The 12,173-nt window shown below is 66.3% G+C and carries 8 protein-coding genes; all 8 read right to left on the reverse strand.

The genetic code is table 11. The annotated features are described in order from the left end of the window. Positions 1–24: 24 nt before the first annotated feature. The 8 genes from HV786_RS13195 to HV786_RS13230 all read right to left on the reverse strand — a co-directional run bounded on the left by HV786_RS13195 (position 25) and on the right by HV786_RS13230 (position 12,150). Complete coding sequence (locus tag HV786_RS13195) at positions 25–1,254, reverse strand: pectate lyase family protein (protein WP_128829490.1); 1,230 nt, start codon at positions 1,252–1,254, stop codon at positions 25–27. Between the two features lie 20 nt (positions 1,255–1,274). Next, the gene (locus HV786_RS13200; RefSeq protein WP_175211052.1) at positions 1,275–3,188 is read right to left on the reverse strand and encodes a tetratricopeptide repeat protein; all 1,914 of its coding nucleotides are present in this window, start codon (positions 3,186–3,188) and stop codon (positions 1,275–1,277) included. After that, the gene (locus HV786_RS13205) at positions 3,181–4,212 is read right to left on the reverse strand and encodes a KpsE/RkpR family capsule polysaccharide export protein (RefSeq protein WP_158216737.1); all 1,032 of its coding nucleotides are present in this window, start codon (positions 4,210–4,212) and stop codon (positions 3,181–3,183) included. Before HV786_RS13205 ends, HV786_RS13200 begins: the two co-directional genes overlap by 8 nt. 121 nt (positions 4,213–4,333) lie before the next feature. After that, on the reverse strand, positions 4,334–5,050 hold the full coding sequence (locus tag HV786_RS13210) for a hypothetical protein (RefSeq protein WP_056319973.1): 717 nt from the start codon (positions 5,048–5,050) through the stop codon (positions 4,334–4,336). A 9-nt stretch (positions 5,051–5,059) separates the two neighbouring features. Beyond that, positions 5,060–6,397, reverse strand: coding sequence for an ABC transporter permease (locus tag HV786_RS13215; RefSeq protein ID WP_062838988.1), 1,338 nt, complete (start codon positions 6,395–6,397; stop codon positions 5,060–5,062). A 17-nt stretch (positions 6,398–6,414) separates the two neighbouring features. Then, entirely contained in the window at positions 6,415–7,572 is a 1,158-nt protein-coding gene (locus HV786_RS13220) for a polysaccharide biosynthesis/export family protein (RefSeq protein WP_056320018.1), read from the reverse strand. Positions 7,573–7,615: 43 nt separating this feature from the next. Beyond that, positions 7,616–9,673 (reverse strand): glycosyltransferase, encoded by a 2,058-nt coding sequence (locus HV786_RS13225; protein ID WP_056319979.1) that lies wholly within the window; start codon positions 9,671–9,673, stop codon positions 7,616–7,618. Next, complete coding sequence (locus HV786_RS13230) at positions 9,670–12,150, reverse strand: hypothetical protein (RefSeq protein WP_128829407.1); 2,481 nt, start codon at positions 12,148–12,150, stop codon at positions 9,670–9,672. The genes HV786_RS13225 and HV786_RS13230 overlap by 4 nt, the downstream gene beginning before the upstream one ends. Positions 12,151–12,173 lie beyond the last annotated feature (23 nt).

Below are 12,173 nucleotides of genomic sequence, written 5' to 3' on the forward strand. Positions count from 1 at the left end.
GCGCGCAATCGGAAAACTCTGAAATCAAGACCCCGGCCGGTGACTTTCAGCCTGGCAACCCGCACCCGTGCGTGAGGCCGGCAGGGGCGTATCGCCCGATGTATTGCCCGCAAACTTGCGGATCTTCTCGGCCAGCTCGGGCGTCGCCTTCTCGTAGCCGTAACAATACGGCGGCGTGGGCGCCGACTCGGGGCGGTAATCCTGCAACACCGGCTTCGCATCGCCCAGGTACAGGTTGTCTTTCAGACGCAGAAACGCCTTGAAGTCGCGAGTGTACCCGTGATCCTCCTTGCGCCTTTCATAGGCCCCGCGATCGGAGTCGCCATTTTCCAATGCGCTGCGCGCCGGCGCAATCGGGATATAGCGACAATAATTGACATTGATGCCTTCCACGGTGGGAAAGAACTCGGGTTCCACGCACTTGCGCTGCGCATCGTTGTTGAAGATGTTGCCTTCCACCAGCGCCTTGGCCTCCAGGCTGAAACTCATGCCATAGAAGTCCCAGTTCTCAAGCAGGTTGTTGAACAGGTGGAAGGTGCCGAACTGCGCGCGCGGATTGCGCTGCACGGTGTTGAAGAAATAGTTGTGATGCAGCGTTACACGTGCAATCGAGTCGCGCTCGTAGTTCTGGAACAGGTTCTTGGACGTGATGTTGTTCAGCAGCATCACCTTGTTCGAATTGTGGAACTTGGTCCACGAGATCGTCACGTCGGTCGAGCCGTTCTTCACGTTCAACAGGCGATCCGACATCCGCGACAGATCCATATGGTCGACCCACACGTCGCGGCTGTCGTTGGCCACGTTCACGGCCTGCGTGAGGCGGGTAAGCCGCCCGTCAATGGTCAGATGCGTCAGGATGACGTTCTTCGCGCCATACACGCCCAGGCCATCATCGATCAGGGCCACCCGCTTGCCGCGGCCGTCGATGGTCGTGTTGGACGGAACCCGCAACTGCGACTTCAGGACGATGGTCATGTCCGAGGCAAAGCGTATCCACGTCGGTCCCTTGCGGGCCTGCGCCAGCGCTGCCCGCAGCGTGCCGGGGCCGGCGTCCTGGTCCGAGGTCACTTCAATGAACTTGCCGCCCAGGCCACCCGTCGCCTTGGCCCCATACCCTTCGCGCTGCGCCAGCAACGCCGAGACGAAGGGACAGTGCTCGTCCGGCGTCCGGCACTGCTCGGCCGCGGCCGCGGCGCCGCCATGCAGGCCGGCCAGCGCCAGCAGCCAGATCATCATCGTCTTTTGAAGTCGCATCACAAATCGCTCCCTGTGCGTCACGCGGACGGATCCGCGGCCGTCACGTGACGCCAGATGCCGCCGCTCAGCCGCAGGTTTTCCGGCGGGCCGGCAAGGTGCTCGCGCAGCCGCTCGAAGTACGCCTTCTGCCAGCGCTGCGCGTAGGCGTCGGCCTCCTCGCCCGGATTGGCGGCCGGCAGCATTTCCAGCGTGTAGGCCACCTGACCGTTCTCCCAGCGCGGCGCGTAGAACACGGACGGCACGCCCATCCGGTGCGCCAGATGGGCCGCAAAGCCGGAATAGGTGACGTCCTGGCCTTCGAACGTCGTGCGCGGCGCGGCGGGATTGGCCGCGCCGTCGATGGCCAGGCACAGCACGAATCCCGAGTTGATTGCACGCATGCAGGCCTTGGCCACCTGCGCTTCGGTCTGGTCCGCCGTCGAGATCAGCGCCTCGGCGTAGCTGCTGCGGGCGATGCTGGGCGCCGACGCCAGCCAACGCGACGGGATGCCGACCAGTTCCAGGGCCATCAAGCCCGCATACATCGGCCCGACGTGGGCAGTGGCGACCACGACACCGCGGCCGGCGGCAAGCAGCGGCGCAAAGAAGCGCTCGCCGGTATCCAGCTCACCCAGCATGGCCATCGCCTCTTCGACGCGTTCCTCGCGGCATTCGAGCCAATCGAACAGCAGATGGTCGATCATGTGGCCCCAGCGCGCGCGGCGTTCCCACGTGGCGCGGTCGAGGCTGGTGTCGCCGCGCATCGACCAGGCCCAGTCCAATCGCGCCTGCGGAATGGGTGCGGTGTCGAGCTGCGCTTCCATGCGCGCCAACGCTTCCTGGAAGGTCTCCGGCAGCCGCGCGCCGCGCTTGGCCACATATTGCTCGAAGAGCGCCTCGGCCTCGTCCTTGCGCCCGGCCTGCGACAGCGCGCCAATGGCGGACCGCTGCCACAGCAGGTTGTCCGGCGACTTTTTCAACAGGAACATCATCTGCTCGGCCGCCGCGTCGTACTGCAAGGTGTAGCGCAGCGCCCGGGCATACAGGCCCCGCGTCTGCTCAAGTTCGGGCGCCAGTTCGATGGCGCGCGCCAATGGCGCCACGGAATCCTTGTAGCGCCCGGCGCGCAGTAGCGTTTCGCCATGCAGCGTCAGCAGCCGCACGTCGTCGGGCGCGGCCTTCAGGCCCGCTTCAAAGTGCGCCGGCGCATGCGTCTTGCGATCTTCCTCGGTGCCGCGCCGCAGATGCGCCAGCCCCAGCGAAGATCGCAGCGCCGCGCAGTCGTGGCCCGCGCGCAAGGCGGCGTCGCCAAGACGAATGGCCGCGGCGTTGCGGCGGTCCGCCAGCAGCGCGCGCACCGCCATCGTGGCCACGCGCTCATTGGGCAGGTTGTCCGGGTCCAGCGCTGCCGCGATGCCTGCTGCCTCGGCAACGTCGCCGTTGCGCACGAAGGCCATCAGCCACGAATACGCATCTTCCGGCGCGCTCTGGGCAAGCGCAAGGGTCGTGCGGGCGACATCCGCCGCCTCGGGCACGCGCCCCGCCTGAACGCGCAGCTGGATGCGCGCGGCATGCAGCGACGCATTGCCGGGTTCGATGCCGGCGGCGGCGTCCGCCTGCGCAATGGCCTTGTCCCATTGCTCCAGGCGGCCGAGCAGACTGGCGAGCAGGCGCCTGTCGTCGGCCCGCTCGGGATACACGGCAACCAGCGTCTCCAGCGCCGCGACGGCGGGGGCCAGCTTGCCCTCCTTCACGTAAGGCGACACCAGAAGGCGCCGGACCTCGCGCCAGCCATCCTTCGCCGGCCGCAGCGCCGGCTCCAGCGCGGTCATGTCGCGCGCCGGGTCTGCCGAGGCGCGGATCTGTCCGATGACGTCACGCAGGCGCGCCGTGGCGTCCTTCGATTCGGCGCCGACTTGCGGCGTGCAGTTTCCAACGACCGTATCAACCATGACGCAGCCCCCTCAACAAAGCCATCGCGACGCGGGCGATGAACATGAGCACAAATCCCAGCGCCAGGGCCTGCAACAGCAGAATTCCGGTGCGCGGGCTGCTGGGGCGGTCGGTCGGAACCGGCTGCGCGATGATGGACAGATACCGCTGCAGGCGCAGCGCGTCCGTCATCGCCTGCTGGTACGACTGCTGCGCCAGCGTCAGATTGGAATCCGCAAACACCTGGGCATTGCGCAGCGCCTCGTATTCCTTCAGTTGCTTGGCTTCCGTATTGCCGTCGCCGCTCAGGCGCTGGCGCACGGAAGCAAGCCGCTTTTTCAGCGCCGCCACCTGCATCTGCGCAGGCTTGAGCATGAAATGGTCCTTGTTATCCAGCGCCCGGATCTTGTCCAGGTTGATCTGCGCGGTACTCAGCTCGCCTTCCAGCTGGCTGGACAGGTTGAGCAGCATCGACACCGTTGCGCTGGGATCGATGTTGCCGTGCTTGGTGCGCCAGGTCGTCAGCGCATCGCGCGCCGCCAACGCCTTTTCCTCGGCCAGCTTGACCGATTCTTCGCTTACCTTCAGCTTGTCGGCCACACCTTTCTCGTTCATCGAACTGACGAATTCCTCGGCCAGGCCGATCAGCGCCTTGGACAGCGTGGCCGCGTCTTCCGACGAGAACGCGCTGACGCGCAGCACATCGATCTGCTCCAGCGCGTTGAACGAGACGTGCACCGAGGCCTGATAGGCGCGATACAGATCGTCTTCGCTGGAGTCCTCGGCCAGGCGGTTCAGCGGATCCAGTCCGTCGTTCATCAGGTAACGCCGCAGGCCGACCTTGCGGTCAAGCTGCTGCATGCTGTCGCGCGATTTCAGGAAGTCCGCGACGGCCCATCCGTCCACGAAGCCGCCCAGCATGCCGCCGGAGTTGCCCGTGGTCAGCAGGCTGGCCGCCGCGCCCCCGCCGCCCTGCTGGTTGGACGCCGACTGCACGAAAAAGCGCGACTCGGCCTCGTAGCGCGGCGTGGCGACGAAGGACAGGTAGATCAGCGCCAGCACCACCGGCACAAGGACGATCAGCGCGTTGACCCAGCGATGGCGCCGGCGCTCGCGCAGCGCCGACTGCCGCTCTCGGCGGCGGCGTTCGATCTCGGATCCGCCCTCAGAACCCGAGCTGGCCTTCGTCGAAGCCGCCTCCGAGGACGTCGTCGCCTGTGCCGGAGTCGCTCCGAGATCGTCGCGGGGGATACCTGCGGAGGCACTGGTCGAGGTCGTCGTCGATGCTGAGCGCGCTTCGTTCATAGATCAAGCCTTTGAAGCAATAATCCGCCAACTGATTCTGGCGATAACTGGAAAAAATGAGTGTCCGGCCCACCAGCCGCTCTTCGAACAGAGCCAGCCAGAGCCGGGTGAAACGGCAAGGCTCGAAGGGAATGCTTCCTTCGATCACGTAGACATCGAACGCGGGCGCCAGCGCCAGCGCGAACGAGAACTCCTGCCGCACGTAGAGCGGCCAATGCTCCATGGGCTTGGCCAGCATCTTGGGATCGCTGATCAGGTCCGCGACCAGTTCGTACGTCGCGTCGGGATCGATCTCGTACATCTCGCTGACGAAATCGATCATGGCAAGGCCGCTGGCCTTGCCGCGGATGAAGCCCTGGCGGCCAATCGCCCAGGAGACGTTGCCGTCGTGCTTGACGAAACCCTGCCGCGGCGGTCGCAGGCAGCACAGCACGTCCACCAGCTGGCGGTGCATTTCCGGCGCGGGCGACAGCAAGGCATACCGCCCGGCCGGAATGTCGAGCGTGGCGTTGGCCAGCAGCGGCAGTCTGCTGCCGAAGGCATAGGGTTCGTCGGTTACGCCATTGAGATGGATCATTGGTCACCCTCACATCGGCTGGACATTGGGACGGGCAAGGCGCTCGGCCACCAGGGCGATCACCATCATGAACACCAGCGAGGTCAGGAAATAACCCAGGCTGGCGTCGTGCGACTCGTACGCCTGGAAGTACGCCGAGCGCAGCAACTGCATGCCGTGCGCCAGTGGCGACCACAGCAACCACGGCCGCAATTGCTCCGGAAACTGCTCCGACACGAAAAACACGGCCGCGAAGATCTGGAGGAAGCGCTCGATGATCGGCGCCAGCCGCAGGAAAAAATGCCAGAACGTCGCGATCGATCCGAACAGCACGCCCATCGCCGCGCCCGCCACGCCCATCAGCACGACAAACAGGATGAAGCCGGCCCAGCTCTTGGGCAGCGTGATGAGCCCGATCGCATGGCCCGCGCTGATCAGCACCCCGAACACCACGAGGTACACCGATACATAGATCATGGCCTGCACCAGCGCGCACATGAGCGGGGTGACGCCCTGGAAGTTCAACAGGCCACGGGCCGAGACATAGGCCGTGCTGCTGCGAAACGCGATCTGGCGGAACATGATCCAGGTCGTCGCACCCAGTAGCGAGAACGTCTGCACGTCCATGCCCAGGATGTAGTGCGTGCCCATCAGGATGTACAGCGACGAAATCAGGGTCAGCAGCACCACGGGGCCCACCAGCGCCCACACCAGCGCAATGCGGCTCTCGCCGTGCATCACGCGCAGCTGATAGATGAACATCGCCATCAGCGTGCGGCCGATCGGCCGGTGGCCGGCCGTATCGTCCGAATGCCCTTCATGCAGGGTGCGCAGCCGGTCGCGCAGGATGGCCAGGTCGCCCGCCTCGCTTTGCGGGACCTCGATCTCCAGCGCGATGTCGTTGCGCGACGCATGGCGGCGCGCTTCGCGTGCTTCGTCCTGCTTGCGCCGCTCCACGCGCCGCGCATGCGCGGCGGCCAGCCGCTCGTCCTCGGCGATCAGCTTGGCGGGCATGTAGCCCAGCGCGAAGACGTCCACGCCCGCGCGGATGTCCTGCTCCAGGAGGCGCACGATGATGCGCAGGCGCCGCCGCGAAAAATCGGCCAGGGACTCGTCGACCGCGCTGCGCGCGATCTCGGCATCCAGCTCCGCCTGCACGGCCTCGTACACCGCCCGCCGCGCCGCCACGGAGTCGTGCGGCTCGCCCTGCAGGCGGGCCAATAGCGGCTTGAACAGCACGGCCGGCGGGGCCTTGGCCTCGAACAGCGCGGCCGGGTCCAGCCGCCAGTTGGCGACGCCAGACCCTACCGTGTAGTTGCTTTCCTTGCGGCGCGAGCGCCAGCCCTTGATCCGATCCTCGTTACTCATGGACGCTCATGGACGCGCTATTGGGCTACGCCGGTCGAACCGCCGCCCGAATCGCTGTCGATGGCCCGCGTGGCGCTGAAGCCGGCGCTCATCGTGACGCGGAAGGCCGACAACACCTTCTGCACCTGCGTGAACGGCGCGTCCGAGATATAGATCGCCTGTCCTTCATGCACCGTGAACTCGCGCGCCAGCGCCACCTGCTCCGGCCGCGTGAGGTCGAATTGGTACACGACGGGCAGCAAGTCCGGCTTGCCTTCGGCCCCCGCCCTCGCGGGCGTGAACAGGAACACCGACCGCGGGTCGGCCAGCTTGTCGTCCAGGCCGCGCGAATCGGCCAGCGCGTCCAGCACGCTGTAGTTGCGCTTGCTGATCTCGACCCGGCCCTGCTGGCCGGCCGCGCCCAGCACGGTCAGGAATTCCTTGGCATCGTAGGCGGTGATGACATCGCCCGAGCGCAGAAGAATGTCGTTGTTCTGATTGCGGTAGATGTCCGCCAGCCGCACCGAGGCGACCTGGTTGTCGCGGCGCAGGCTGATGATGAGCTGTTCGGGGTTGGTCTGCACCGGCGCGGCCTGCGCCAGCGCGCTGCTCAGGCGCTGGGCGGTCTGCGTGATGGGGTACATGCCGGGCTTGGTCAGGTTGCCCTGCACCGTCACCATCTGGCCGCGTGCATCGGCCGCGCGCGTGACGCTGACGTCCGCGCCGACCACGAGCTTGCTCAGGCGCGCCACGATGGCGTCATGCAATTGGCCAAGCGTCATGCCCTCGGCGCGGAACTTGCCGATGATCGGGAACGAGACATGCCCCGAACGATCGATCTCCTGGTTGCCCAGGTCGCTGACGCCGGAGGGGTCCGTGGCAAACACGCCCAGCCCGCCGCGCTCCCAGACGCGCACGTTGATGCCGTCGCCCGGCACCAGCTTGTCGAATCCGGCTTGCGTCAGATCGCGGTATCGAACAGGAAAGTCGGCCACGTCGGGCACCCTGCTCTTTTGCGCCAGTTCACGCGACACGGGCATCACGATGACGTCCTTGTCATCGTGAGCGCCGGTCATTTCGCTGAGCATCGGGCCGGACCGTGGGAGCTGGCAACCCGAGAGTGTCAGCGCTGCCAGAAGCAGCAGGGCAAGGGTCGCGTGTCGCCGCGATCCCAGGGCCGGGACGTTCATTTGCATAAGATCCTTCAGCGTCAACAACTTGAAAAAGAACAACCGCCGATTACGCCAGCATGCGGCGCTGGGGCGCCACGTCGATGCGCTCGTCGTTCTGGGACTCGGTCATGGCGGGCATGCAGATGCTCATGAACTTGGTCAGCATCGCATCCAGCGAGAACAGCTTCTGCGCCCGCTGGCGGCTGTGTGCCCGCAGGTCCGCATTGCTGCGCACCTGATCCACCATGTTCAAGACCTTCTTGTACGCCTCGTGCATGTCGGGGTGATCGACGTCGCTGAGCAGGTGGCCCGTTTCGTCCTCGACGAAACACTCCTCTGCCCCGCCCGCCGGCGTGGAAATCACCGGCACGCCCAACAGCTGCGCCTCGATCAGGACGTTCGGCAGGCCTTCATAGCGCGACAGCAGCACGCTGGCGTCCATCTTCGAATACCAGAACCCCACGTGGTTCGACAGGCCCACCAGCAGCAACCGGTCCAGGACATCGTGTTCCTGCGCCAGCGCTTCGATGTTCTCGCGCAGGCGCCCGTCGCCCACCAGGAAGAAGCGCGCCTGTGGCCGCTCCTTCAGGTAAAGCGCCGCCAGCTTGATGAAGAGCTGCGGACGCTTGTCGGGTTCCAGTCGGAACACGCCGCCGATCGTTTCCGTGGCGTCCTGGGTGCGCGCCTCGAAGGCTTCCCACTTTTCCTTGTCGGCGTCCGACGCATCGGTCGCCAGGTCGGGCACGCCGTTGTACAGGATGTGAAAGCGCTCGAGCGGCAGGTCCAGCCACTCGGCATACGCCTCTGCGGCCTTGCGGCTGTTGCTGACGAACACCACGCCGGGCACCTGCGCCAGCGCCTGGTACAACTCGGGATACTCTTCGCGGAACCGGTCCTTGCGGATGTTCGGCGGCAGGCCGCGAAACACCAGGTGGATGGTCGGCGTGCCGGCCAGAAGCGCGGCCAGGGCGCCGAACAGGCACGTGCCGTCCTGCCACAGGCTCACCACGTCGAACCGGTTCGCGCGCAGCACCGGCGCCAGCCGCGTCACGCCGTAGTGCACGGGCGGCGGCAGCTGCTCCAGCAGGCGGCCCAGGCTGCCTTCGGGCAGGGCCTGGTGCGCCACCGAGATCGCCGGCAGGCGGTTGATCTCCGTGACGGGAATCTGCGCCTTGATGAGCACCGGCAGGAAGAAATCATCCTGCTTCTTTGAAACGCCGGACGGTTCGGTGTGCTGCTTGACCAGCACCTCGACCTTCTTGGGGCGCATGAGGATGTCGGGCGGCTGCTGTTCCGGCGAGGCGGCCAGACGGGTCAGTTCGCCGGCCAGGCGCGTCAGCTGGCGCTCGGCCCCGCCTGGTCCCAGGCTGCCGGTGACCAGCGCCACCGACACGGCCTTTTCCGGCGTGTTCTCGGCAAGCTTGCGATGGCGGAAATGCAGGATCGCGTGCTTCATCGAAATGATGCGCACGTCCTTGCCGGCCAGGGCCTCCTCGGATTCGAAACGCTGATAGAACGCGTAGTCGCTGGCCAGCCCTTCGGCCAGCTCGGCCGCCTTGCTGCCTGGGGTCAGGTGCTTGGCCACCGGCGCGATCGCCTCCCAGGCGTCCGCCAGAAGCCCGCGCTTGCGCAGGCGCTTGGCGAACTCCACGCGCATGTTGCGATCCGTGTGCTGCGAGATCAGGCTGCGGAACAGCGCGTCGGACTGCTCGTGCGCGCGGATGTCGCTCAACAGCTTGGCCCGCGCGAACAGGCGGTCCGGATTCGTCGTGGACGCGGGCAGGTGACGGTCGACCAGCGCCATGGCGTCGTCCAGGTGCCGCTCCTTCACCAGCCGCGTCGCGCAATAGCGCACGATCTGCAGGTCATCCGGGCATTCCTCGAGCAGCGTCGTCCACTGCTCGGCCATGCCTTCGTTCAGACCCGCCGATTCCTGCAGGCGAAGCAGCAGGAACCGGACCTTCGAGTCTTGCATGTGGCCGCGGGCAAGCTCCTTGGCCCGCGCCAGGTTTTCCTGAGCGACTTGAACCCGCACCGATGCCGCAACGATTTCCTCCAACTGCGCTTGAACTTGCTGAAGTTCGGACTTGGCGTCCGCTCGCTCGGTGATCAGTGGCGGATTCATGCTGCCTTTCTCCGGTTGATCTTTTCGATCCACGCGAGGCAGCGCTCGATGTAATTGTCGTATTGCGCCGGGTTCTCGGAACGCTCCTGCAGCGTCTTCCAGTACGGCAGGGCCTGTTCGAACCGGTGCAGACGCATCGCGCCCACTGCGGCCAGACGCAGGCCGATGGGGTCGTCAGGCACGAGCGAGACGATACGTTCGCCCAGCGCCAGGCGTTCGGTCGTGCTGGACGAATCCAGGGCGCGCGCCTCGGCGTACAGATAGGCCAGGATGCGGCGCTTCTCGTGATCGACCTCCGGCATGCCGGGCCACGACTGGGCCACGCGATCCAGCAGCTTCCACGCGCCCTGATGATCGCCATTCGACAGAAGCTCGCGGGCGCCGCGGATGGCGCGCGGTCCAAGCCGGCCCAACTGGCGCTCGGCCTCGTCCTTGGCGCTCTGGTCGGCGCCCGGATGGGCAAGCACGTCCTTGTAGGCGTCGATGGCTTCACCGAACCAGCCGCCATTGAAGGCCACGCGGGCAAAGTGCAGCTTCGTGCTGAACGGGGCGGTCTCGCCGGCGGCGGCCACTTCCAGATGGCGCATGGCCGTCTTCTTGTCGCCCAGCGCGTCGGCGGCGCGGCCACGCATGGCGTGCAGCTCGGGGAAGTCCACGTTCGTGTCGATGGCCAGGTTGGTCAGGTCGATCACTTCCTTGTGGTTGCCCGCCACCAGCGCGGCCCGCGCGCCGAGGCGCATGGCGCGTTCGAATGCACGCTGCGCCCGTGCGCCGGTCAGCGCGTCGGGGTTGAGCAGACGGTGCGCGCAGATGCGTTCGGCCGCATCGCGCAGGCGTCCTTCCTCCAGCGCGCGGTTGCCTTCTTCAGCCCACGTCGCCGATTGCGCCTGCAGCCAGCCGCTGATGTCTTCCTGCTCGCTCTTGGCCAGGTTGCACGAGGCCGCCAGCGTCGCCGCGGCCACGATGCAACCGCGCCACGAGGCTTCCTTGACCAATTCCAGCGCGTCGCCCTCTTCCAGCTTGGGCTGCTCGCTCGCCAGATCGCGCAGCGCGTCGCGGTCGCCGGCCAGCAGGCGGTCGCGCCACAGGACCGCGAAGCCGCGTCCGTAGCTGGGATTGGCCGCGCGGACTTCCTGGACCCAGCGAATCGCCGCTTCCATGTCGCCGCCCGTCTGCAACAGCGACAGCACGGTGTCGGCCGCTTCCAGCGACATGGCGTCGCCCGGCGCGCTGATGCGGAACAGCTGCTTCCAGTTGCCCAGGCTTTCGTCGACATAGCCCAGGTGGCCGGCGGACACCGCCGCGATGCGGACGATTTCCGGCGTTTCGATTTCGTCGCCCAGCAGGCCGGCTGCCAGCGAGTACGCCACGTCGTAGCGGCCCAGCTTGAACTGGTTACGCATCAGGATCTGCTCGGCCTTGCTGCCCGAGGCCAGCGTGCCGTCAGCGCTGGTCAGGAGCGCCAGCGAACCTTCGTAGTCGCCCAGCTCTTCCTGGATGCGCGCAAACAGCACCACGTGATCCGGCAGGCCCGGGTAGCGGCGCAGCACGTCGCGCACACGGCGCGAGGCTTCGCGCAGTTCGCCCGAGTCCCACAGCTTCTCGATGCGCTCGACGCTTTCCTCGGCGCCCAGCTTGGGCACGGCGGTCTGCGGGGTCGAGGAGCTCATGCGCGGCCGGATGAAATTCTTGAACCAGTCCGTGTACAGGCGCTCGGCGAAGACCGGCGTGTAGTGGGTCAGGTCCAGCCCGCCATCTTCCATCGCCTCGGCTTGGCCGATCTTGTTCATGAGCGGCGTCGGGTCGTAGCACGGCACCCCGATACGCTGCGCGGCGGCGGTAATGGCGGCGATCAGCTGCTGGCGCTGTTCGATCGGCACGTTGTCCGGCGTGAGCGCATTCACGTGGGTGACAAACACGATCTTGTCGCGGCCCAGCAGCTCGACGAGCTGACGCATCTCCTGCTCGATCTCCTCGTCCGTCTGGTCACGCTTGACGATGCGGGCGAGCAGGTCGCGGTCTTCCGCGCTCAGGCTCTTGAAGACCGGGTCCTGATCGAGCTGCGCGCGGCGTTCGGCCAGACGGTCGGTGGCGGCCATGGACCAGAAGGCGCGGGTGCGCGTGCGGTCGGCGAAGAACTCGCTGAAATAGCGGCCCAGGTAATTGGACTGGATGGGATGGCCGTCAATGGTCAGCAGCTTGCGCGAGGACAGCTCGACCATATACAGGTCGGCCGGCTTGTGCGTGCCGCGGCGAGCCTGCTCGCCATTGGACGGACGGAAGATCAGGCGCTGCACGTCGGCGGGAATGTCGCTTTGGCCGAACATGAAACGGGCCTGCTGGAGCGCTTCGGCGGCCGTGTGCACGAAACCGTAGTTGCGGCCGAGTTGAAGCTTGATCGGGTAGCGGCCCACGGCATCGCGCAGCGGCGTATGGATGCGGCAGGTTCCGATCGGAGCGATAGTGAAAGCAGTCATTCAGGGTCTCTCCTGTAGGTATG

This window comes from Achromobacter mucicolens (genome assembly GCF_902859725.1).
Taxonomy (GTDB): domain Bacteria; phylum Pseudomonadota; class Gammaproteobacteria; order Burkholderiales; family Burkholderiaceae_B; genus Achromobacter; species Achromobacter mucicolens.

What these genes read in the sequence shown, in the direction of transcription:
- HV786_RS13220 (WP_056320018.1), bottom strand. Translation starts at nt 7,572, where the DNA reads ATGCAAATGAACGTCCCGGCCCTGGGATCGCGGCGACACGCGACCCTT.
- HV786_RS13215 (WP_062838988.1), bottom strand. Translation starts at nt 6,397, where the DNA reads ATGAGTAACGAGGATCGGATCAAGGGCTGGCGCTCGCGCCGCAAGGAA.
- HV786_RS13225 (WP_056319979.1), bottom strand. Translation starts at nt 9,673, where the DNA reads ATGAATCCGCCACTGATCACCGAGCGAGCGGACGCCAAGTCCGAACTT.
- HV786_RS13210 (WP_056319973.1), bottom strand. Translation starts at nt 5,050, where the DNA reads ATGATCCATCTCAATGGCGTAACCGACGAACCCTATGCCTTCGGCAGC.
- HV786_RS13200 (WP_175211052.1), bottom strand. Translation starts at nt 3,188, where the DNA reads ATGGTTGATACGGTCGTTGGAAACTGCACGCCGCAAGTCGGCGCCGAA.
- HV786_RS13230 (WP_128829407.1), bottom strand. Translation starts at nt 12,150, where the DNA reads ATGACTGCTTTCACTATCGCTCCGATCGGAACCTGCCGCATCCATACG.
- HV786_RS13195 (WP_128829490.1), bottom strand. Translation starts at nt 1,254, where the DNA reads ATGCGACTTCAAAAGACGATGATGATCTGGCTGCTGGCGCTGGCCGGC.